This window comes from Ectothiorhodospiraceae bacterium 2226 (assembly GCA_013348725.1).
Lineage (GTDB): Bacteria > Pseudomonadota > Gammaproteobacteria.
Map to the genome: position 1 here is coordinate 397,649 of CP054689.1, position 22,756 is coordinate 420,404.

19 protein-coding genes and 2 tRNA genes are annotated in these 22,756 nt (G+C 68.7%); 10 read left to right on the forward strand and 11 right to left on the reverse strand.

The window, feature by feature from the left end; genetic code table 11:
- Positions 1-1,131, reverse strand: coding sequence for a peptidase C39 family protein (locus HUS23_01810; GenBank protein QKT02645.1), 1,131 nt, complete (start codon positions 1,129-1,131; stop codon positions 1-3).
- 129 nt (positions 1,132-1,260) lie between these two features.
- Positions 1,261-2,631, reverse strand: a complete 1,371-nt coding sequence (locus HUS23_01815) for a heterodisulfide reductase subunit B (protein QKT02646.1) — start codon at positions 2,629-2,631, stop codon at positions 1,261-1,263.
- A gap of 223 nt (positions 2,632-2,854) precedes the next feature.
- Here HUS23_01815 and HUS23_01820 point away from each other — a divergent pair, with 223 nt between their 5' ends.
- Positions 2,855-3,268, forward strand: coding sequence for a VOC family protein (locus tag HUS23_01820; protein QKT02647.1), 414 nt, complete (start codon positions 2,855-2,857; stop codon positions 3,266-3,268).
- Here the strand turns inward: HUS23_01820 and HUS23_01825 are convergent.
- Positions 3,242-3,598, reverse strand: coding sequence for a DUF3579 domain-containing protein (locus tag HUS23_01825; GenBank protein ID QKT02648.1), 357 nt, complete (start codon positions 3,596-3,598; stop codon positions 3,242-3,244). The two genes, HUS23_01820 and HUS23_01825, sit on opposite strands and share 27 nt — an antisense overlap.
- 156 nt (positions 3,599-3,754) lie before the next feature.
- Between HUS23_01825 and HUS23_01830 the strand changes: the two genes are divergently transcribed.
- Positions 3,755-4,201: a hypothetical protein gene (locus HUS23_01830; GenBank protein ID QKT02649.1), complete on the forward strand. Its 447-nt coding sequence runs from the start codon at positions 3,755-3,757 to the stop codon at positions 4,199-4,201.
- Positions 4,202-4,208: 7 nt separating this feature from the next.
- Here the strand turns inward: HUS23_01830 and HUS23_01835 are convergent, their stop codons facing one another.
- On the reverse strand, positions 4,209-4,652 hold the full coding sequence (locus tag HUS23_01835; GenBank protein ID QKT02650.1) for a DUF1249 domain-containing protein: 444 nt from the start codon (positions 4,650-4,652) through the stop codon (positions 4,209-4,211).
- Positions 4,653-4,830: 178 nt separating this feature from the next.
- Between HUS23_01835 and HUS23_01840 the strand changes: the two genes are divergently transcribed.
- Complete coding sequence (locus tag HUS23_01840; GenBank protein ID QKT02651.1) at positions 4,831-5,898, forward strand: 3-deoxy-D-manno-octulosonic acid transferase; 1,068 nt, start codon at positions 4,831-4,833, stop codon at positions 5,896-5,898.
- Positions 5,899-5,943: 45 nt separating this feature from the next.
- Here HUS23_01840 and HUS23_01845 read toward each other — a convergent pair whose 3' ends face one another.
- Positions 5,944-7,365, reverse strand: coding sequence for a sigma-54-dependent Fis family transcriptional regulator (locus HUS23_01845; protein QKT02652.1), 1,422 nt, complete (start codon positions 7,363-7,365; stop codon positions 5,944-5,946).
- A gap of 239 nt (positions 7,366-7,604) precedes the next feature.
- On the opposite strand from HUS23_01845, the gene HUS23_01850 reads away from it, so the two are divergent.
- From HUS23_01850 to HUS23_01880, 7 genes are all read left to right on the forward strand, one after another.
- Positions 7,605-7,913: a flagellar biosynthesis anti-sigma factor FlgM gene (locus HUS23_01850; protein ID QKT02653.1), complete on the forward strand. Its 309-nt coding sequence runs from the start codon at positions 7,605-7,607 to the stop codon at positions 7,911-7,913.
- Between the two features lie 91 nt (positions 7,914-8,004).
- Positions 8,005-8,080, forward strand: a tRNA-Ala gene (locus HUS23_01855).
- A 150-nt stretch (positions 8,081-8,230) separates the two neighbouring features.
- The gene (locus HUS23_01860) at positions 8,231-8,734 is read left to right on the forward strand and encodes a hypothetical protein (GenBank protein QKT02654.1); all 504 of its coding nucleotides are present in this window, start codon (positions 8,231-8,233) and stop codon (positions 8,732-8,734) included.
- 158 nt (positions 8,735-8,892) lie between these two features.
- Positions 8,893-8,969, forward strand: a tRNA-Arg gene (locus HUS23_01865).
- 131 nt (positions 8,970-9,100) lie between these two features.
- Positions 9,101-9,265, forward strand: coding sequence for a hypothetical protein (locus HUS23_01870; GenBank protein QKT02655.1), 165 nt, complete (start codon positions 9,101-9,103; stop codon positions 9,263-9,265).
- Positions 9,266-9,282: 17 nt separating this feature from the next.
- The gene (locus HUS23_01875) at positions 9,283-9,768 is read left to right on the forward strand and encodes a hypothetical protein (protein ID QKT02656.1); all 486 of its coding nucleotides are present in this window, start codon (positions 9,283-9,285) and stop codon (positions 9,766-9,768) included.
- Positions 9,769-9,911: 143 nt separating this feature from the next.
- A complete protein-coding gene (locus tag HUS23_01880) occupies positions 9,912-10,331 on the forward strand; it encodes a hypothetical protein (protein ID QKT02657.1) in 420 nt (139 codons plus the stop codon).
- A gap of 268 nt (positions 10,332-10,599) precedes the next feature.
- On the opposite strand, the gene HUS23_01885 is transcribed toward HUS23_01880, so the two are convergent.
- The 6 genes from HUS23_01885 to recC all read right to left on the reverse strand — a co-directional run bounded on the left by HUS23_01885 (position 10,600) and on the right by recC (position 22,526).
- On the reverse strand, positions 10,600-11,208 hold the full coding sequence (locus HUS23_01885; protein QKT02658.1) for a DUF4412 domain-containing protein: 609 nt from the start codon (positions 11,206-11,208) through the stop codon (positions 10,600-10,602).
- A 166-nt stretch (positions 11,209-11,374) separates the two neighbouring features.
- The gene (locus HUS23_01890) at positions 11,375-11,989 is read right to left on the reverse strand and encodes a hypothetical protein (protein QKT02659.1); all 615 of its coding nucleotides are present in this window, start codon (positions 11,987-11,989) and stop codon (positions 11,375-11,377) included.
- Between the two features lie 32 nt (positions 11,990-12,021).
- Positions 12,022-13,968 (reverse strand): SEL1-like repeat protein, encoded by a 1,947-nt coding sequence (locus HUS23_01895; GenBank protein ID QKT02660.1) that lies wholly within the window; start codon positions 13,966-13,968, stop codon positions 12,022-12,024.
- A gap of 107 nt (positions 13,969-14,075) precedes the next feature.
- On the reverse strand, positions 14,076-15,872 hold the full coding sequence (gene recD, locus HUS23_01900) for an exodeoxyribonuclease V subunit alpha (protein ID QKT02661.1): 1,797 nt from the start codon (positions 15,870-15,872) through the stop codon (positions 14,076-14,078).
- Positions 15,869-19,348: an exodeoxyribonuclease V subunit beta gene (gene recB, locus HUS23_01905; GenBank protein ID QKT02662.1), complete on the reverse strand. Its 3,480-nt coding sequence runs from the start codon at positions 19,346-19,348 to the stop codon at positions 15,869-15,871. The genes recD and recB overlap by 4 nt, the downstream gene beginning before the upstream one ends.
- The gene (gene recC, locus HUS23_01910; GenBank protein QKT02663.1) at positions 19,335-22,526 is read right to left on the reverse strand and encodes an exodeoxyribonuclease V subunit gamma; all 3,192 of its coding nucleotides are present in this window, start codon (positions 22,524-22,526) and stop codon (positions 19,335-19,337) included. The genes recB and recC overlap by 14 nt, the downstream gene beginning before the upstream one ends.
- Positions 22,527-22,756 lie beyond the last annotated feature (230 nt).

Below are 22,756 nucleotides of genomic sequence, written 5' to 3' on the forward strand. Positions count from 1 at the left end.
CTAATGCGCGCCCGTGCCGGCCGACGTTGCCGCGGCGGCCGCGCGCTTCTTGACGATGATCACCGCGCGCTGGCCGGCCTTGCCGTAGCGGGCCATGCGCTCGAACTCCTTGAGCGGGATCGGCATGTTGATGCTGTCCACCACCGACTTGTCGTTTTCGAAATCGACCAGCGGGTCGTGCACGTAGATGTACCCTTCGTCGAAACCGGTCACCACCACCCAATGGGGAAACTTCTCGTTGTAGATCCGGTAGGAGCTGATCAACACGAGCGGGATACCGCCTTCCTCATAACGGCGCTTCATCTCGGCGAAGCTCAGGCTCCCATAGTGCAGCGGGATGGGCAGCGACTGGATCTCCTCGACGAAATCCTCCTGCACCAGCCGAATCACCTCCTTCTTCTCGTCGCTGCGCACCGAGTCCACGAACAGCGCACTCTCGTCCTTGACGAACACCTCCACGTCGAACCCCCGATGGTAGGCCGACAGCGCCAGCCCGTAGGGACCGCAACCGCCGTGCCCGGCGGTCATGAACACGGTGGTGGACTCGCGCCAGATGCGCAGCTCGAGCTTACGTCCCACCGGCAGGTCCGGGTCCAGCGTCTGCATGGCCATCAGCAGTGCAGCCGGTCCGCAGGTGAAATCCAGCGTCTGCTGGTAGAACGGAACCCGCACCTGATCTGGGCTCAGGCGCGGCGCGAGCCCCTTCTCGAAACGCACCGCATCCATGTGGTCCTCGTAGTAGTCCTCGATCTGCTCGAACGGGCGATAGCCCGCGCGCTCGAAGAACGCGCTGCCCACCGGATCGTCGCGCCGCGCCTCGACCCGCAGCGAAATGCAGTCTTCAACGCGCGCCGCCTCCTCGGCCGCCTCGCGCAGTGCACTGCCGATGCCGCGCCGGCGCGCGTCGGGGTCCACCGCCAGCGAATACAGCCGCGCGTGCGACGTCCCGGCATGGAACAGCACGATGGCATAGCCGAGCAGCCGCCCCTCCTCCTCGTAAACCAGGGTGTGGGCGTTGGCCTCGCTTAGCAGGTACTTGAAGTTGCGCAGGGAAAGGGCGTCCGTATCGAAGCTGCGCAGTTCGATGCGCAGCAACGCCTCGGCATCCTGGAGGATGGCGTCACGGATCATGGTCGGGGTCCGCCAAATCGATGGCGTATCATACACCGAGCATCGCCAGAACCGGTGCGCCACGCGCGCCGGCTGGACAAAAAAAAGCGGGGCCGCAGCCCCGCTTTGGATCGAGCGCCCCGTCGGCGGCTAGGCGCGTCCGCCTAGCGCCAATTCGGGGTTATAGAGATACTCGATGTTGCCGGCCTCGACCTCCTTGAGGTAGGCCTCGAAGTTCTTCTTGGCCTCGGTCCAGCTGATGCCCATCTTCTCCACCAGCTCCTCGCACGGCGAGGCGTGCCACTGCAGCTGCACGATCTTGAACGGATCGGCACCGCAGGCCAGCGCCGCGAACTGCACGTCGGCCATGATCGGCACCGAGAAGTTCTGCTCGTGCGCGCGCCCGATCCACTGGTTCTTGTCCATGGTGGTGATGCAGCCGGTGTCGATACCGAGCATCACGTCCGCATTGGCCTCTTCACGCGCCACGCGGATCTTGCGGTCCATGGTGAACGAGCGGGTGAACTCGCGCTCGGAGATGATGTGGCGGAAGCCAAACCCGCAGCAGTCGTACCAGGTGGAGTAGTCGATCAGCTGCGAGCCCAGCGCCTGCGCCACCGAGGAGCCCACCGCGGTGCGGTTGCCGCCCAGCACCGTGGGGTCGTAGATCGCATCCTCGTGCACCATCTTGTAGTAGTGACACGCGGCGTGCATGGTCACGCGGATGTTGGACACGTCGATGGTCTGCAGCTCGGAGGCGATGCGGTTGCGCATCACGTGCACCCACTCGGAATAGTGGATGATCTCCTCGGGGATCACGAGCTTGCCGTCCACCAGGCGACCCAGCTTGCCCAGGATCTTCTTGACCTTCTCGCGCAGCTCGGCGGACTCGACCAGGTACTTGCGGATCTCCTTGTAGTTACCGAAGGAGGTGCCGCAGTGCACCAGCGGGAAGAAGTGACCGAGCTCGTGGCCGTGCTGCTTGCCCGACACATAGGCCTGGTGGAAGTTGCGCAGGAACACCGCCGCCAGCGACTCGACGTTGCCGATGCCCGAGCCGTGGTAGTTCCACGCCGTGCAGGAGGTCTGGTCGGTCTCGTCCAGGTAGTCCTTGCCCGGCACGAAGTCGAACTTGTTCATGAACCACATCAGCGACGCCGGGTAGCCCGGGATGTTGCCGCACTGCCCGCAGCTCTTGTGGTGCCACAGCTGCTTGGTCGGGACCTTCTTGTCCCAGCCGAACAGGGTCTTGACGTTGATGGGCTCGTGCTGGTCGGTGATCCGGTGGACGATGATCTCGCCCTCCTTCTCGAGCTCCCACATGTGCTCACGGATGTCGTCCATCCGCTCGCCGAGATCGATGGTGCGACGGTCCACGTGCTTGCGCACCCAGTCGGTCGCGCGCGTGGCCTCCTCGGCCGACAGGTTGGCGTCCTGGAAGAAGGAGCCGTGGCCGGCAATGCCGCCGCCGTCCTGCGGAGTTCCTTGCGGGTTTCCGTTGCCGTTGCCCGTCGTGCTCATACCGTCACCTCCGTTGCTCATTACTGCCGGGCACCAAAAACCCGACCAATGCGCTCAAGTATGACCCCGCGAGGGGGCGGGAGTCAAATCCTCCCGCGGGCCAGGCAAGCTACCACACACACCACATCCGATTGATATTAATGATCTTCTTTTAATATGCAGATGAGCTGCATCTTTTTGTGGTCGTGGGCCGCGAGCGTCCTGGACCGCTATAGTAGACGGCATGCAACCGACCCTGACACACATCGCTCTGCACGTGCAGGACCTGGACGCCTGCGTCAGCTTCTATATGCGGTTCTGCGGCATGCATGTGACGCACGAGCGGCGCAGCGGCGACAAGCGCATCGTGTGGCTGAGCGAACCGGGCCGCGAGCGCGAGCTGATCTTCGTGCTAATGCCGGGCGGCCCGGGCCACACCCAGGGCGCGCGTGATTACAGCCACGTGGGTTTCGCCCTCGCGAACCGCGCTCAAGTCGACCGCGTTGCCGACCAAGCGCGCGAGGCCGGACTGCTGGTGTGGGCGCCGCGCGAGGAACCGTATCCCGTGGGTTATTACTGCGGCGTGCGCGACCCCGACGGTAACGTGATCGAGTTCAGCTACGGCCAGCCGCTAGGTCCCGGCGCGCCGGACGCGTAGCGGCTCCGGACGCCGCGCCCCGGCAGGATCGGCCGCCGTGGCGGTCGCCTCGTCCAGACCCTCAACCACCAGATCGTTACCCCGCGCAAAGGCGAGCAGGTGCGCGAAGCCGAGCGGTTTCTCCACGGCATAGCGCTTGTCCACCACCAGGCTCTTCACGCCGTCCAGCGTACGCAACTGCACATAGGGGTGGTAGCGAATGCGCCCGCCGACGAAGGTCCCGCTCTGCGTGCTCAACCGCTCCGCCCAGTCGCTAGGACGAAAACGCCGTCCGGCGTGGGTCAGCCCGCGGATGATGATGTGGCCGTCCGTGTCACTGGTATTCGCCATGATCCGATCCGTCGCTGGGGCATAGGCGAGGGTCCACCCTTTCTTGCTCCGACCATGACACCGCCCAGCAGTTCGTCGCGACGCGCATCGGAGTCGCCGGACAGCCGGGCGGCGCGTGCTAGAATGCCGGGTTTTTGACCGGAGCCGCACGCGACCATGGCCGACTTCACCGCAACTCTCGCCGCGCAGGCGCGCGCCCCGCGCGTCAGCCTTACCCCGGAACTGGACGCCGCCCTGGCGGAACTGGACGCCGCGCTGCAAGCGCTGGCTAACGAACTGCAAGTGGAGTATCACGGCCCCGGCGTGGGCGTTGAAGGCGAGCGCGGCGTGTACCGACTGGCGGTCCGTGCGCACCAGGAAGGCTATAGCGACCCGCAGTGGAGCCTGCGCGTATGCGATGCGTTACCCAATGCGGGTTGGCGCGTCGCCTGGGCGATCCAGAACGTGGCCCGCTTGCGCAAGGCCGCGGTGGTGCAGTCGCTACCGGCGTTCTTTGCCGGTTATCTCGCCGCTGTGGGCGAGGCCGGGCGCGCCGACACTCCGGCCGGCCGGCGGCTGGCGGCCCTGGCGGAGGCCTTCGGCCAGACCGACACCGTCCACTGAACGCGGGTCACGCGTTGGCGCAGTCGAGGTCGTCGAAGCGGGCCTGCTGACGCAGGCAGTAGCCGAGGAAGTCCCGCAACAGCTGGTTGATCTGGCGCTTCTCGTCGCGGTGCAGCATGTGCGGGTTGGGCAGCGGGTAGCGCGGCTTGATGCGTCCGAGGTGCTGGTAGCCGAGCGTCTCCGCCACCTGCGCATCGTGATACAGACGCACCTTGAGACGCATGTCGGTCAAGTAACGCCCCCGTTTCGGAAACCGATGGGTGAGCGAGACGGTGGTGGTGTACTTGCAGCGCTCAAGCACCGTCACCCGCACGTGGGTGCCGTTACGCAGCGCCGCCCCCGCGCGACCCTGCCGACGCAGGTCCGGCAGCATGGCCATGAGCTGGTCGTAGTTGTACTCGTAAAGCGGCATGAGACTGATCATGCGCGCATTGCTCACCCAAACACTCATTCAGTTCCCTGTTCCTTCGGCGACCGTGCTCGCCTTCTGAACGCCATCGTAGTGTCATGGCTCGATCGTAAGCTGCGATTTGGTACCTGAAACGGCAGATCCGGCGACCTTCCCGCACGTCGACCTGCGCCAACGGCTCTCATTTGTATAATACCGCCTTTTTTTGGCGGTGCAGATCATGTCCCTACTCGACCTGCTGGGCCTGCATAGGTTCCCCGCCGCGGCGCGCGGTGCCACGCTGGTGGTGGCCGACAGCGCTACTCTCGCGCACGCTCGCGGTTTGCTGCAGGCACTGACCGAGCGCCTCGGGCCGTTGGCCGTGGCGCTGGCCGACGCCGGCGAGGCACCGGCGCAGCTGCCGTGGCCGGTGCTGCGTCTTCCCGCGCAAGGCGTGGGGCGCTGGCACCGGCGTCTCGCTGCCCCACGGGTCATCGCACTGGGCGCCTGCGCCGGTCGCCCGGACGTGCTCGAGGGCGCCGACGCGTGCAGCTGGGTCAACGCGCAGACGAACCACGCGGCCCTCGCCGGCTGTCGGCTGGTGACGGTCGCCGACGCCCAGGCGGCCGAACGCATCCCCGGCGCAAAGCTCACCGGCGATCCGCTGGTCGAGTTGACGGGGCTGCCCGCGGCTGCTGTCGACGAAGCGCTGTGCGAGCGTTTCCGCGATCAGCGTGCGGCGGGACGTTGGGTGGGGTATTTCGCCGCCACCGGGGAGGACGAGGAGCCGGTGGCCTACGGCAGCTTCTTTCAACTCGCGCGCCGCAAGATGGGCCTGCTGGTGCTCGCGCCGGCCGACCCCGCGCGCTATGAGCCGGTCTACCGCGAGGCGATCAAGTACCGCCTGCCCACCAACCGGCACAACCGTCTCAGCACCTCCTATGTACCGATCAAGACGCGGGTGTATTACGTGGAGGATGCCGAGGTCATGGCGGGCTTGTATGGCTGCGCGGACTACGTCGTGGTGGGCGGCACCGTGAGCGAGGCGGCGCGCAACGCGCCGGATGTGCTAACCCCCTTGGCATTGGGACGCGCGACGATCGTCGGGCCCGCGCGCCACGACGCCCTGATCGGCGCCGCCGTGCGGGCGGGCGCGGTCGCCGCCGCCACGACACCGGAGGAGATGGTCGATCACGCCGCCGCGTGGATACTCGACCCTGCGGCAGCGCAGGCCCAGGGCGAGCGCGGACGTGCGTGGCTGCACGCGCAGGTGGGTGCACGCGAACGGGTGCTGGCGCTACTGAACTGAGGGGGCTGCCGGCGGCGCGATGCCCGCAGCGCGCCGGCGCGGGAGCTACTCGCCGACGAGGCGTCCGCCCGGCCGCGTCAGGCCGTACTTACGCATCTTCTCGACCAGGGTGGTGCGGCGCATCTTGAGCCGCTGCGCGGCATGGGCCACCACCCCGCCGGTCTCCTCCAGCGCCTGCTCGATCAGATTGCACTCCAGGGCACCGAGGTGCTGCTTGAGGTCCAAGCCCTCCTCCGGCAGACGCGGTAACGAGCGCGTGTCGACCGGCAGCGACGCCGGCTGCGGATGTATACCGTGCAGCACACTGTCGCCCACGTGGCGCCGGAACTTCTCGGGCAGATCCAACACGTCGACCACGCTGTTCGGATACATGATCACCAGACGCTCGATCAGGTTGGCCAGCTCGCGCACGTTACCGGGCCAGCGGTAACGGCACAGGGCGTCGATCGCCGCCGGGCTGAGGCGCACGGAGCCACGCTTGCCGTGCTCCAGGCGGGCATTCAGTTCGTTGATCAAGACCGGGATATCCTCCACGCGTTCGCGCAGTGGCGGCATCTCGATGGGGAACACGTTGAGGCGGTAATAGAGGTCTTCGCGGAAATAGCCCTCGCGGATCTGGTCCTCGAGGTCGCGGTGGGTCGCGGCGATGATGCGCACGTCGGTGGACAGGGTCTTGTTGCTGCCCACGCGCTCGAACGCCCGCTCCTGGATCACGCGCAGCAGCTTCACCTGCATGGCGAGCGGCATATCGCCGATTTCGTCCAGGAACAGCGTGCCGCCGTCGGCCATCTCGAAGCGGCCCTGGCGCGCCGTGAACGCGCCGGTAAAGGCCCCCTTCTCGTGCCCGAACAACTCGCTCTCCAGGAGCTCCGGCGGAATCGCACCGCAGTTGACCGGCACGAAGGGCTTGTCGCGGCGGCGCGAATGGTAGTGCAGGTTGCGGGCCACTACCTCTTTGCCGGTACCTGACTCGCCAAGGATCAACACGTTGGCGTCGGAGTCGGCCACTTGTTCGATCAGGCGACAAACGCGCGCGATAACCTGGCTGGTCCCCACCAGGTTGCGGAACAGCTCCGGCGCCCGATTCGAACCCTGAAACTTGACGTGTTCACGGTAGCGCTGCGCGCGGCGCAGCTGCTGCAGCAGGGGCTGATACTTGAGCGGCCACTCGAGCTCGCCCAGCGCGTCGGCCGCCACCTCCGGATGAGCCTCCTCGTCCGGCTCCTGCAGGATCAATACCGGTACCTGGGCATCCCACTCGCGCAGCGCGCGCAGCACGTCACGCTGGCGATTCACGCCGCCGCACTGACCCAGCACCACCACCTGGACCTCGTCCAGCTCCTGCGCGCGCGCGCGCCAGGCCTCAACGTCCGTCGTCACGAGGTGGTAATCCAAAAACCCGAAGATGATCTGCAGGTGCTCGCGGCGGGAGGTAGCCCCGTCGATAAGAAGAACCACGTCGGTCATTGTTCGATCCCGCTGACCTTATTGATAGAGGAAGGACGTGCAGCCCGTGGCCGATAGTAACGGCCGTTCAGCGACGATGTCAAAATGTTGTCGTAAAAGCTGATTGCCCTTCACAAAACCGCCCCGGCAGGCACGGTGCGCGGGTATTAGTGCGCGCTAAAGCCGTGCGACATGACGCCGCTATAAGCACGAAGTCGCCGGGCATGGACCCGCGCCTCAAAATCATAAGGAGCGACGCCATGGCCTCCAAACAGAACCAGGCGATACCCTTCCCTCGTGCCCGCAACGAGCGGCGCGACCGCCTTGATAACCGAGGTCTCCGGCTCGACGATCCGCCGCACGACAGCGCCTGTCCGCCGCGCAGCGAGGCACTGGAACGGGCACCGTTGATCGATACCGTCTGTGTCGAGCGGCTACAGAAGGCGATCAACGCCGGCACGTACGGCTTCGACGCCACACGCGTGGCGTCCAAACTGGTCAAGTTCGAACGCCAACTCATTGACAACGCCGGCCGTCGGAACAAGCGCGCGGGCACCCGCCGGGCTTGAGGAAACGCCGCCCGCGGGACTGGCGCGGCACAAAAGCAGCATGTAGAATGGCGCACTTCACGGCGGCCCGGCCGCCGAAGAAACACCACTTGGGGCGGTAGCTCAGCTGGGAGAGCGTCGCGTTCGCAATGCGAAGGTCGGGAGTTCGATCCTCCTCCGCTCCACCAAGAACACACCAAGGCCAGAGCAGATGCTCTGGCCTTTTTGTTTGTCCACGCCTAAGTACTTGCCGCCGCTATCTCCCCCGCTACCCCGGGTTGAACCCGCCCCACCGGACGACTAGCTTCCTAGCAACAACAACAGGAGTTTCGGGGGGCATGGTCCGCACAGTTCTCTCATTCACGGTGCTGTCCGTCTTTGCGCTGACACCCGCCAACTATGCACCGATGGCAGCGCCGCCGACCATCGATCTGGCGCCGTTCCGAGCCGCTTTGGTGACCTTCATGACTTGGGGCGACCGGGCGGAGCCCGCCGATTGCAACATCAAGCTGGCGCGCTCGGTGGAGCTCGGGGAGCGGGCCAAGCGGTATCTGGAGGGGACACTCCAGTGCGTGTCCACGGCCGGGCTACGCTCGCCCTGGTACTGGGGCGGGAACCGATGCGACCCGCGCAAGCCGGAGCACATCGTCGCGTGGAACGAGGAGCACCGGAGGCTGCTCGACAGCGGAGACTGGATGTGCGGCGCGGACGAGGGCGTGGACCATTCGCTGCATGCCGAGTCGGCGCGCACCATGCTGGACTATCAGATCCCGCTCGCCGACCTCATCGGCCACCTCGACAGTGCCGAGCGCGGCGAAGGGCCGTTGGCGCAGAGCAGGTAGCGGACGAGCCAGTCGCCCGACTGGAGGCCACCCGTTCGTCGCATCGCGCGGGTGGGAGTCGATGCGCCTGCGCGCCGTCCAGAATCGATAGGACGTAGCAGCCCCCTGCCGTCGCACCTTTTGACCTTCCGCCCCCTCAGGTATCATCGGTCGCCGTTGCCCCGGTAGCTCAGCTGGATAGAGCGTCCCCCTCCTAAGGGGAAGGTCACACGTTCGAATCGTGTCCGGGGCGCCATTTCGCCCCCTGCTTCTCCTCAGCTCAGGCGCATGCTAACGTGCCACTACCCCTCCGGATGAGGGCCGGCATCATGCCGCGCGGCCAGGCACCCGGCGCCCTCCAACAACGATCAGAACGAGGGGTAATCCATGACCCATCTCAAGGCCGCGATCCGCGCGTTGTCTCCGCTGGCCGCACCGATCGCCGCGGGCGCGCAATGGCTTACGCTCGAAGACGACTACACGGGCATCACCGTGATCAACGCCGCGGTTGGACGCGAAGCAGGTAGTATCTTCAAGGAACGCGGCCTATAGCCGGCCGAGCGCCCACCATGCGCCCTCTTCTGCTCCTGCTGGCAACGCTGCCGCTGGTGGCGCCCGCCGATTGGTACACGCTCGAGGAACAGGTCGACGCGATCACGCTGATCGAGGGCCGTTCGCAGCCGCTCGCGGAGAACCTGATGCGCGCGCATACGATCGGCTTCATCTATGGGCCGGAGACTTACCGCGGCGTGGCGCGGCCCAATCCCGAACGCTACCAGCTCACCCGCACGGTGTGGCACGTGGACTGCGCGCGCGCCCACGTCGAAATCGAATCCCGCACCACCCAGGAACGTCCGCTGGGCCCCGCGCGGCCCGTGCGCAGTGCCGCGCCGGCGGCGCTCGCCGCGGCCGTGCACGCACACGCCTGCGACGGTCCCCGAGGCACTCCCTGGCGCGATCCCGACCAGGCCCGACTCGCCAAATGGCAGGCCCTGATGGCCGCCACGTATCCGTGGATACCGGCGCAAACGCCGATGCCGGCCCCTGCGGAGTAAAGGAGAATTTCGCATGCGGTCAATGATAAGACGGGGGCGGAACTCGTCCGCGCCGTGCCCTGCGGCAACCGCACCGGCGACTACCTGTGCACGGCGCGACATCCTGCCCATCGATTAGCGCGTGAACGAACTGGGGAACGAGAATGAGAAAGTACGCCGCCTTGGTGCTCGTCCTAGCGCTCGGCGCGCCGGGATGCGCGAGCGTCGACAGCCAGGGTTATCGCGCCGTGAACACCCTGCCCGATGCCTTTCGCGGCACCTGCGCCGGCGCGGCATTCAAGAAGCCCGGCGAGGCGCTCCAGATGCGACGGTTTCATGAAGTGAAGCCGTTCGCGAGGTTCTCGGCGAGCCACATCGAGTACGACGGGAAGGTGTATCGCTATGACCGCGTCCACTCGCGCCGCAGCGCGAACGGCATGCCCGAGGTTTTTCTACGGCCCAGCGGGACCCATGCGATGGCCCTCACCGCCTGGGACGCGGAGGTCAAGAACTACACCCTGAGGGTGCAACACCGAGAGACCAACGCCCTCATCTTCACGGTGAACTGTATCAACCTGCGGTGAGTTTCGCCGCGCGCTACGCCGCTGCTACAACAAAGCTGCGCGCATCAGCAGTCGCTACGGGGTCGATTCCGCCCGCCCTCTAACCTAGCGATGACGACGGACTATGATCGCCTACGTGGGAAGAGCGTTTGGCCTGCCTGCACGCTGGCACCGGCTTCGCTCCCCTTCAGCATTCATCGATCCCGCCAAACCTTCGTTCTCACTCCTGGCGTCGCAGGTTCCACGCACTGGTTCGCCCGCCTCGAAGGCGGCCGCAAGCCGGTTTTTCCTATGGGCGGTATACGTCTTGCCGGAAAGCAGCTGGCATCGAATCCCGTACCAGGCCACGCGGGAGCTTGTCGTGCGAGACGCGGGTGAGTCGTGCCGTGGCTCCGCCGGAGGACCACTCGATTACCACACCTTTCGCCTTGCTCCAGTCCCCGCCGAGGCCGTCGGCCGCCGCTAATGCGTGCATCACGCGCTGGAGCGTCATCCATTCCTCGTCGGTGAGATTCATCTCGGCATGGCTTGTGACACAGAACTCGCCGACATTCTCCCCGTCGACTTCATAACGTACGGTCGAGCAGCGATAGCCGCCTACGGTCTTTGCGCTGCCAGGCCTGGGGACATAGCGGTGGTTGTACCGCGCCTCGCGGCGCTCGTGGATCTGCTGGATGGTGGAGGCCGTCAACGTGGTGTACTGGCGCGCGTCCATGTCCACCACGTGCAGCTCGTCTCCGATCAGGTAGATCGGCGGATTCTCCGGCGCCGACACCAGCGCATTCTGGCCGCTGATGTGGATCTTCATTGTGCCGTCAAACTCGGCGTACTCGAACGTGACATCGGCGTGGACGGGCGAGAAGAGCATCAGGCTCAAGGCAGCGAACACGTAGCGCATGGGGTTTCCTCTTAGTTCATTCCGGCAGCGGGATGGCCCGGGATCCAACGGACGTTAACGGTCGCCGGCCTCTGCCCGGCGAGGACTGGCTCACGTTCGACCGTCCGAGCGCGGCGAGCCATGTGAACGGTGGTCGACAAAGGGATACCGGCCCACGAACACGCCATCACCACATCGGCTCCTCCGCTAGGCTGCACGCACCGCGCCGGTAGCGTGCGATCTGCTCCTCCATGGCGCGACGCGCGGCTGGCAGGGCTTCGGGCGTGTAGCGGAACGTCACGCCATAGGTCGGTTCACCACCGCGGGGCTGCTTGCGCTTGATGCGGATGACCACCTGCTCGCCGCCCTGCATTGCCTCCTGCAGACGCTTGATGGAGGCCTTGCTGCCGACAAAATCCTCCTCGGGATACAGCGAACTGCCCTGGCGGTAGCGCGAGAGGGTCGCCATCACCGCGCCGCCCAGACGGAACTCCGCGCCATCGTAGTCATCCCCCAGGCCTTCCATGTGAAACCGGGAGCTGTTCCAGCCGCGGGGATCCACCGTGGTTACCAATCTGATCGTGAAGGGATGCTCCCCCCACACCGCCTTCTCGCTCACCACGGCGTTGATGAAGTTGTCCTTGTACTCGTCCGGGTCGTGGTTCAGCACCTGCCAGTAGCGGTCGCTGCCCAGCGTACCGCTGTCCACCTCGCAAAGCGGCTGTGCCTGAACGCCGGCCACGGGCAACAGCATCAGGACAAACACAACCGGACCCACTACGAAGGAACGCGCGTACTTCATGTCACTTGTTCTCATCGCCCCCCCCCACTGATTCAGTTACGGCGCATATCCGACAAGGCCTCTTGCGCCAGCGGGTAGCCCTGGCGCGCGGAGCGGCCCAGCCAAATTCTGCCTTGCGCCTCGTCCCGCGCCACGCCGTGGCCGTTGAAGTACAAGACTGCCACGTCGTACTGCGCGCCCGCGTGCCCCTGCCGGGCGGCCTCGAGCAGCCAGCGGTGCGCCTGCGCGTAGTCCTGCGGTACGCCATCGCCATGCACATACCACAGCCCTAAACCGTGCTGCGCATCAGCGTGACCGCCTTCCGCGGAGCGGCGCACCAGCGCCCGGGCGCGCGCCTCATCCTTCGCCACGCCTTCGCCGTTCGCGTAGAAGTACGCGAGGTGATACTGGGCCTCCGCATGGTCCTGCTCGGCGGCCTCGGCGACCAGCCGCACGGCCTCGGCGAGGTCCTTGGTCACGCCTTCGCCGTTGTAATGCAGTATTCCCAACGCGAACTGGGCGTCGACATAGCCTTGTGCCGCCGCCTTGGCGAACCACGCGGCGGCCTGCGTCATGGACTGCTCGACGCCATCGCCGCGCGCATGGTCGAGCCCCCACTCGTACTGCGCCTGCGCGTGGCCCTGCTCGGCCGCCTTGCGCTGCCACGCGAGACCCTCGACGGGATCGCGCGGCACACCCTCGCCGTTGAAGTACAGGACGCCGAGGCTATAGCTCGCACGCGCATAGCCCTGCTCCGCCGCCTTGCGGTACCACTCGGCCGCGTGCGCGTGATCCTTGGGGACGCCGTTCCCGCCGTAATACAGGTTCGCGAGGGCATCCTGCGCGGACGCGTGGCCCTGCTCCGCCGCCTTGCGATACCACTCGGCCGCCTGCGCCCGATCCTGCGCGACGCCCCGACCGTCGTGATACATAACCGCTAGATTGTTCTGCGCCGTGGCGTGCCCCAGTTCAGCGGCTTTGCGGTACCAGTTGACCGCCTGTTGGTCGTCCTGCGCCACGCCTAGCCCATCAAAGTAGATGTTGCCCAAGTCGAGCTGCGCACCGACAAAGCCCTGCTCGGCAGCCTTGCGGAACCACATCACTGCTTCCGCTTCGTTGCGCGCCGTCCCTTCGCCCCGCAACAGGATTACCCCCAACATACGCTGTGCCGAGGCGGAACCGCCCTCCGCCGCGCGGCGATACCAAGCCACCGCCTGCGCGTGGTCCTGCGCCACGCCGCGGCCGCTCCGATACCACTCGCCCAGTGTCTCCTGCGCGAACTGCATGCCGTTGTCGGCCAGCGTGTGCCACCAGATCGCAGCCTGCGCGTCGTCGCGCGGCACATTCTCGTCGCCTACGGAATGACCGAAGGCCAACAGCAATCGCGCCGTGTGGTGCCCTTGCTCGGCGGCGCGGCGCAACCACTGCAGCCCCTGCGCCTTGTCCTGCGCCACGCCTTCGCCGGCGAAATAGAGATCGCTCAGGCGCTTCTGTGCCTCCGCATACCCCTGCTCTGCCGCCTTGCGGTGCCACTCGGCCGCCTGCACCTTGTCCTGTGCCACGCCCAGGCCAAGGTCGTAAACCGCGCCCAGTTGGTACTGAGCCGTGTCCAAGCCCTGCGCGGCGGCCTTGTGCAGCCAAGCGGCTCCTTGGACGGGGTCCTCCGAGACACCCCTGCCGTCGTAGTAGGCACCCGCCAGCGCAAGCTGCGACTCGGCGTGCCCCTGCACAGCGCCCTTGCGCCACCAGCCCACCGCCGCCTCGAGGTCGGCCGGCGAGGGCTCTCCCATGCTGTAGACCACGCCGAGCAAGTACTGCGCCTGCACCTCGCCCGCGCCCGCGCGGTGCTCGATCTGCGCGCGCGCCGCCGCATCGCCCTCCCCCGCGGCGTTCGCCAGGCGCTCGAGTTCGTCGGCCGCGCCCGCATGCGCGAAGGAGCCCGCCGTGAGCAACAGCACGACGGTCCAGGCCAACAGCGTTCCTGTAGTGCGCTTCAGCATGCTTGGATACCCGCTCGGTTTGTTGTTGTGTCGCCGGACCGGAGCCGGCGCCTTATCGTATTTGGTCTTGTCGGCCGGGTCATACCCGATATTGAGTATGCCGGCCGCTACGCCCTGGCCGCGGGACCCCACAGCCGCTGCGCCAGGCCCGAGGCACGCCGCGTATGTCGCGCGACGGCGGCTTCGAGCAACTGGGGAGGCGCGTAAACGTCGATGTGCTCTCGCGCGCGGGTGATCGCGGTATACAGCAACTCGCGGGTGAGCAGCGGGCCGTCCTGGTCGGGCAACACCAGCGCCACGCGGTCGAACTCCGAGCCCTGGCTCTTGTGCACGGTCATGGCGTAGGCCGTCTCATGCGGCGGCAGGCGCGCGGGCAGGACGCCGCGCACGCCTCGATCAGCGGGGAAGTAAACACGCAAATGCCCGTCGGGCTCCGACCACGTCACACCGATGTCGCCGTTGAACAAGCCCTGGTCGTAATCGTTACGCGTGATCATCACCGGGCGCCCGGCGTACCACAGGCCGGTGCCGCGCAGCAGCCCGGCGCCGCCAAGGGCGGCACGCACCGTCTCGTTCAGCGCGTGAAGGCCGCGCGGCCCCTCCCGCACCGCGCACAACACACGAAAGCGCGCAAAGGCATCCAGGGCTTCGGCGGGCAGCGCCGCGCGCAGGTAGGCGCGGTAACCTTCGACTGCCAGCGCCGCCAACTCGGGCGGCGGTGCGTCCAGCAGCGCCGCGCTAACCGCCGCCGCGTCGCCTTGCTGCACAGCGGCGGCCGCCCGCCCTACGCGGCTCGCGCCGGTGAAGCGATGGCTGGTGCGCAGCAGTACCAAGCTGTCGCGCAGTGCAGGTGCGTCCGCGGCGCCGGGCACTGGGCAGCCGACCTCGCCCAGCGCCGCCGCGAGCGGTTCCGATACCGCCTCTCCCGCGCCCTGCCACACGTCGGCCAGCACCACCCCCGCCTCCACCGAAGCGAGCTGATCCTTATCGCCCAGCAGCACCAAACGTGCCTCGGGCGGCAGCGCCGCCAACAGGCGCGCCATCAGTGGCAGGTCGATCATGGAGGCCTCGTCCACCACCAGCACGTCGAGGTGCAGCGGGTTGCCCGCGTGATAGCGCGCCGGGCGCCCGCCGCCCGTCAGACCCAGCAGGCGGTGCAGGGTGAGCGCCACCTCGGGGATTTGCGCCAGCGCGGGGGCTGGGCAATCGAGGCGCGCGCGCGCCGCGCGTACCGCCTCGGCCAGACGCGCGGCGGCCTTGCCGGTGGGTGCGGCCATAGCCATGCGCAGGCGCCGCGGCGCGTGCTCGGCGAGCAGCGCGAGGATCGCCGTGGCGGTGGTGGTCTTACCGGTGCCGGGCCCGCCGGCGATGACCGTGAGCGGGCGCAGCGCCGCGACCGCCGCGGCCACGCGCTGCCAGTCGGGCGTCTCCCGAGCGGCCGGGAACAGGCGCTCCAGGCTCGCGCGCAAGGCGGCAGACTCGGCCACCGGCCGCCACGCGGCGGCACGCGCGCGCAGCGCCTCGGCCACCGCGCGCTCGTACACGAAGTACCGCGCCAGGTACAGGCGATCGGCGCCGTCCAGGATCAGCGGGCGGGCGGCTGCGTCCGCCTCCTCGGCGCGCGCCACCAAGCCGCTGTCCAGCAGCGCCGCGCGCCAATCCTCGAGCGCGGGCGCGGGCGGCGCGTCCGGCCACAGTGCCCGTCCCGCCACTACGCGCAGATCGGCGCAGGCGTCCCCCGCGCCTAAGCGCTGGCTGACCAGCGCGGTCGCCAGCATCAAGGCCGCACTGGGCGCGGGCGCGAGCGCGGCGAACTGGCGCGCGAGATGAAAATCGAGATCGCGCAGCGCGCCCTGTTGCCAGGCACCGTGCAATAGGCGCTCCGCCGCACTCAGTTCACTCATGCGCCCCCCCCGCGCAGCAGTGCGTCCAGCTCCGTCACGACCTCGAACGGCGGGCGCGCGTCGAACACGCCCTGTCCGGGCGGCGCGTCGGCCTGCATGCCGCGCAGGAACAGGTAATACACGCCGCCCATGTGCCGGTCGTAGTCATAGCCCGGCACGCGCTGCGCGAGGTAGCGGTGCAGCGCCACGGTGTACAGCAGGTACTGCGCGTCGTAGCGGTGCTGCGCTACGGCGGCGGCCAGCGCGGGGCGTGCATAGGCGGCCGCGTCCACGCCCAGGTAGTTCGACTTGTAGTCGATGACGTAGAAACGCTGCTCGCGCTCCACCACCAGATCGATGAAGCCGCGCATCATGCCCTCCAGCGCGGCGGGCGGCAGTGGTGGCAACTCGCAGGGTTCCGCCCAGGCGCGGCGCAGACAAACGTCGAGACGCTCGGCGCGTAGCGGCGCGAGCGGAAAATAGAACTCGATCTCGGGCCGGCGGGCCTCCGGCGGCACGGCGGCCAGGCACAGCCCCCCGGCGTTCAACGGGGCGTCCAGCGGCGCGTGCAACACGTCGTGCACCAGGCGCTCCACCACGCCCTGCCATTGGCGCGCGTAGCCGTAGCGTGCCAGCACGCGCGCGAGTTCCGGCGCGCGCTCGTGCGGCTCCGATTGGAAATCCAGCCCCTCCAGCACCGCATGCAGACACGTGCCCGCCTGCGCGCCGCGCGGAAAGGCATGGATGTCGCGCGGCGCGTCCGCGGCAGGCAGCGGCGCCGCGGTGTGCGCCGCCTCCAGGCGCGCGACCAGATTCGAGTAGCTCTCGATGCGCCAGCCGTGGGCGATGCTGCCGCCGAAGCGGCGCGCGGCGAGTTCGGGCGGGTGCTTCGGCGCGAGCGGCGCGCGGTCCGTGTGCTCCGGCAGCGGCGCGAGCCGCACGTGGCCCTGCTGCGCGAGGCGCTCCCACGGCGTCCACCAGTCCTCGGGCGCGAGGACCTTCACCGCCTCGGCCACGCTCTGTCCCTCCCGCGCCGCGTCCTGATACAGCAGATACGCGAGTGCCGAGTCATGCGCGCCGTTCACCGGCCCCCAGGCGAGGTAGCAGGTGTACTTGGCGCGCGTGAGCGCCACGTACAAGAGGCGCAGGCTCTCGGCCAGGGCCTCGCGCGCGGCCAGCGCGCGGTGCGTCTCATCGCTGCCGTCGAGGTCCAGCGTCAGCGCGCCGTGCGCGTCGTGGAACAGCAGCGGCTCGTTCTTGCGCAGCGTCTTGCCGTGCCAAGGGAAGGGCAGGAACACGACCGGGTACTCCAGGCCCTTGCTGCTGTGGATGGTGACGATGTGCACCAGGCCCTCGTCACTCTCCAGGCGCAGCATCTGCTCGTCGGCCGCGGTCTGATCGCGCTGCTGCATGAGCCAACGCAGCAGCGCCGCGGGCGGGCGTGTGCGCGCCGCCTCCTGCAGCAGCTCGCCCAGTTGCAGCAGATTGGTCAGGCGCCGCTCGCCGCCCAGCACGCCGAGCAGGCGGGGGGCCACGTCCAACTCGCGCAGCAGACCGCGGAACATGGCCATGAAGCCGCGCGTGCGCCACTGCTCGTGATAGCGCTGAAAGCGCGCCAGCCACACCTCCCAGGCGCGCTCGTCCTCGGCGAGCGCGGCGAGCGCGGGCACATCCACGCCCAACAGGCGCGTGAGCAGCGCCCCACGCAGCGCGCCCTCCTCGGCCGGATGGGCGAGTGCGTACAGCACGCGGCCCAGTTCCTCGGCTTCTTCGGTGGCGTACACCGAGTCTTGTCCCGTGTACACGCTGCGCACGCCGCACGCGCGCAACGCCCCTTGTACCAGCGCGGCATGGCGCCGGGTTGGCACCAGCACCGCGAGGTCGGCCGCGCGCAGCGGCGCCTCGCCGAGTTGCGCGCGGCCCTGGCCACTCGCGGCCAGCAGGCGCGCGATTTCGCCGGCCACGGCCTCGGCCACCGCCGCCTCGGCCGCGCCCTTGGTCAGCGCCTCGCCCGCCAACTGCCACACCTGCAGGGGCGCGGGCGGCGCGCCCTCCACCCGCAGCGGCGCGGCGTCGGCCTCGCCCGCCGCCTCCACCGGCTGGAAGGCGATGGCCGGCTCGTAGATGAACGGCGCGCGCGCCGAGCCGAACAGCGTGTTCAATGCGTCCACCAGCGCCGAGGTGGAGCGCCAGTTGCGCGTGAGCGTATAGCGTCCCTCCTCGGGCGCGTCGGCCCGCGCGCTCATGTAGGTAAAGATGTCGCCGCCGCGAAAGCTGTAAATGGCCTGCTTGGGGTCGCCGATCATGAACAGCCCGCCCTGCTCGGACGGGCCGTAGACGCGTTGGAAGATGCCGTACTGCACGGCATCGGTGTCCTGGAACTCGTCGATCAGGGCGACCGGGTGACGCGCGCGGATGCCGCGCGCGAGCTCCGCGGCGCGCGGCCCGTGCAGGGCGTCGTGGAGTTCGCGCAGCAGATCGTCGTAGGCTAGGCGCCTGGCCGCACGGCGGCGCTCGCGCAGGGTCTCGGCCGCATAGCGCAACGCCTCGTGCAGCACCACCGCGGACAGGCGCTCGACGCCCTCGCACAGCGCTTCCCAGGCGGCGAAGAAGTCGTGCTCGGGCGGCGCGTGGCCCTTCTTGAAGCCGGTGGCGATCTTGGCAGGCAGGTAGCGCTTGCCGCACTCGGGCACCGCGAGCACGAGGCGGCCCTGCGCGAAGTAGGCGTGCAACTCGTCGAGGTCCGCGGCGAGCCTGCGGTACTTGTTGCCGTTCCAACCGGGATAGGCCTTCAACACCTCGCCCAGCGGCTCGCCGCCGTTGGCCCACAACGTGGCGGCGCGCCGCCACCGCGCATCCAGCGCCTGCAAGGCGGCGTCGATGGAATTCCACGCGGGCGGCGGCGCGAGGCGCGCCTGCGCTACGCGCCCGACTAGCGCGCGCAGCGCGTCCCACAGCCCGGCCGGCTCGCCCCAGCGATGGAGCACGAACTCGGCCAGCGCCGGCGGCGCGCCGTGAAAACGCGTGCGCCAGAAATCCTGCATCACCTGTAGCCCGGCGGCGGCGTCCTCGCCCTCGAACTCCAGGTCGAACAGCATGCCGCTCTCGAAGGCGTGATCCTGCAGCACGCGCTGGCAGAAACCGTGGATGGTGTAGATGACCGCCTCGTCCATGCGCAGCAGCGCCGACTCCAGGCGCGAACGCAGCGCCTGCGCATCACCCGCGCGCGCCAGCACGGCGCGCAGCGTGTCGTCGGGCTCGCCCTGCCCGTCCAGCGCCAGACGCGCGTCGCGCAGGCGGCTGCGGATGCGCCCGCGCAGTTCGGCGGTGGCCGCCTTGGTGAAGGTCACCACCAGGATCTGCGCCGGGTCCAAGCCCGCCTCCAGCACCAGGCGCAGGTACAGCGCTGCGAGGGTGTAGGTCTTACCCGTGCCGGCGCTGGCCTCGATCAGGCAGGGGCCGTGCAGCGCGAGCGTAGCGGAATCAAGCGGGCGCATCGTGACCCTCCAGGTGCTGCGCGTCCAAGAGCCGGCCGCACACCGTCTCCGCGAGCTCCAGGAAACGCGCCGCGTCCACCAGATCGCGCTCGCCCCACAACAGGCGCCGCCAGGCATCGCGCGTGTCCATGCCGTTGCGCGCCGACTTCAGGGCGGCGGCGCGGCGCGCGTCCTGCGGCGATTTGTCGCCCTTGCGCAGCGTCTCCAGCGCGGCGAGCGCGGCCTCCGGTTCGAAGGGGAGCGGCGCGCTCAGCCCCTCGCGGTACAGCGCGAGCAAGCCGGCGAGCACAGCCTGCGCGTCCGTGCAGGTCTCCAAACTCAGCGTCTCCTCGCGGCCAACGTAGAAGCTCGCATCCGCCACGCCCGCCGCGTTCAGCGCGAGGTGACGCAGCCACAGCTCCAGCCTGTCCTGCGCCCGCAGCTTGCCGCTGCGGTACAGCACCAGGCCGTGCGCGCCGATGCCGGTCAACCAGCCGGTGAGGCGCACGCCGTCCAGGGTCAGATCCAGTTCCACCCGCTGCGGCATCGCCGGCAGCAGGGGACGCAGCACCTCGGCCTGCGCGCGCGCCACGCGCGCCAGCGTCTCGAACTCGACCGCCCCGAATGCGCCACTCGGCAAGCGCCCCGCGGCGTGCATGCGTTCCGCCAGCGCCTCGGCGGGCTCGTCGCGCAGGAAGGCCTCCACCAGATCGCGGCGCAGGCCGTAACCGTCCAGGCCGCCGACGGCGAACGGTTCGGCATCCTCCAGCGCGGCCTCCTCGCGCGGCAGGCGCACGCCCAGGCGCTGCTCCAGGAAGGCGCGCGCGGGGTTCCTGAACAGCGCCACCAGCGCCTCCAGGTCCACCTCGGCCAGCGCCGGCTCGGGCAGCGACGAGGACATCCGCGGCGGCGGCTCGGTGGGGCCGCGCGCCAGCGCCTGTGCGGCCGGCAGCCATTCCTCGGCATACGAGACGGGCGGTGCACCGTCGCCGTAACAGCGTGTGCTGAACGGCTGCAGCGGATGTTCGCTGACCAGACACGTGCGGGCGTCTTTGCCCCAACCTACCGCGACATAGTCCAACAACTCGCTCACCAGCACCGAGGGCGGACGCTCGCTGTTGTCGCGCGCGTCGCGCCCCACGTAGCTCAGGTGCAGGTGTTCGCGCGCCGAGAGCAGCGCCTCCAGGAACAGGTAGCGGTCCTCCTCGCGCGGGCTGGGGTCGCCTCGGCGCGGGGTCTCGGCCATGAGATCGAAGCTCGGTGGGCGCGCGCGGCGCGGGTAGGCCTCGTCGTCCAGGCCGAGCAGGCATACCACGCGAAACGGGACGGCGCGCATGGGCACCAGGGTGCAGAAGGTCACGCCGCCGGAGAGAAAGCCGCCCGGCCCCGCCGGAGTCGCGAGTTGACGCTCCAGATGCTCGCGCAGCACCTCCACCGTCACCGGCAGCTCGTAGCCGGCACCCGTGGTCTGCTTCACCCACGCGTCCAGCGCGTCGCGCACCGCCTGCACGGCAGCGGCTTCGTCCTCCTCCTCGGCCTCGAAAAAGCCATCGAGCAGCGCGTTCACCGTCTCCTGCCAGGCCACGGGCGCCAGCGGCTGGGCGAAGCGGGTGGCAAAGCTCTGCAGGCGCGCCACCAGGGTCTGCAGGCGTCCCAGCGCTTCGGCCTCGCCGCCCTCGATGCCCGCGCAGGGCAGCACGCCCTGCACCAGCGCCGCGCTCGCCTCGGGCATGGCGTAGCCCAGGAACAGGCGGCGCAGGCCGAAGGCCCAGGTGTTGGCCTCCTCGGCGGGCAGCCCGGCGGCGGCGCGCTGCGCGCCGTCCAGGCCGTGGCGCACGCCGCTGTCGCGCACCCATTGGTGCAGCAGCGGCAGATCGCGCTCGGCGAGCCCGAAGCGCCGCAGCAGGGACGGCGTCTCCAACAGCTCGGCCACGCGCCCGGCCTCGAAGCGCCAGCTCGGCAGGGTCAACAGCTCCAGCGCCACCGCCACCAGCGGGTGCAGCTCACGCGGGCCGCGGTCGGCGAGGCTCCAGGGGATGTGGCGCGGCGGCGGGGCATTGCCGAAAACGGCCTCGACGTACGGGGCATACAACGCCACGTCGGGTGTCATCACCACCACGTCGCGCGGCGTGAGTCCCGGCAGGGCCTCGAACAGCGCCAGCAGCCGGTCGTGCAGCACCTCCACCTCGCGCAGCGGGCTGTGGCAGACATGCACGCGCAGCGTGTCGTCGGCCTCGGCGAGGCGCCGCTCACCGGGGGCTGGGGTGGTGAGTGCCAGGATGTCGCGCTGGAGGGTCGGCAGCAGGGTCCCGCCCGCGGGGGCGACGAAGTGCTCGTGCTCCTCGCCCGCGTAGTCGTGCAGCTGCTCCAGGAAGGCGCGTCCCAGGCCGCCCCAGGAGGCCAACAGCGGGTTACCGACCTCCATATAGGAGGCGAACAGGTCGCCCTGACGCTCCTGCACCCGCGCGCGGGTGCGCGGCGTGACGATGTCGCCCCAGTAGGCGGTACACGGATTGAGCACGAACACCTGCACATCTGCGCGCTCGGCCACCGCGGCCAGCACGTCCAGGTACGCCGGCGCCAGTGCCGACAAACCGAACACGCTCACGCGCGACGGCAGGCCCTTGCTACCGAGGCCGGCCGCCCGCTTGCGGTCCGCGTAGCGCTGCAGCAAGTGCCCCCGGTGCGTGCGCCCCTCGGCCAACGCGCGCCACAGCGGCGCCTGCCAGGGGTCCTCGGACGCTCCGCCCCGCTCCCACGCGTGCAGCCAGTCGGGCCGGTACACCGAGTAGCGGTCGAACACGTCCGCGATACGGCGGCTGAGTTGATACAGCTTGAGCGGCCGGTCGCGCCCCTCCAGGTACCCGCGCAGGGTCTCGAATCCGGGCGTCTCCACCCAGTCGGGCAGTACGGCCATGCAGCGCCACAGGAGGGTCTCGCGGTCCAGCACGGGCCCGCTCGGCGGCGCGTCCAGTTGCGCCTGCAGCACCCGCCATACGAAAGCGGCCGGCAGCACGAACTCCAGATTGGCCGCCACGCCCGTGCGCTCGGCCAACTGCAGCGCCACCCAACGCCCCATGCCTTGACTGGCGGTCACCACCAACTCGGGCGTCAGGGCGCCCTGCGGGGGTTCGGCCAAGCGTTGCATCAGGCCCGCCAGCAAGTCTTCCGCTCGGTTGCTGTGATGGATGTGGAGCATGGTCTGCCGCCGAAGAGAGCCTCGTACTCTACCAGAGCGCCGCGACCACTCGCGTCGCAAGCCACGCCCCGGTCCGCACCACGGTAAAACGTGCACTTAGCTGATAAGGGTAAACCCCTACAACCCTAGATAAACAACCCCATTTCAAGGTGATAGGGTTTTTCGTCAAATGGACCTGCGCAGGAGTCACCCCTTCGGCGCGAGCGCACGGAGGTGCGCCGACTAAGGAT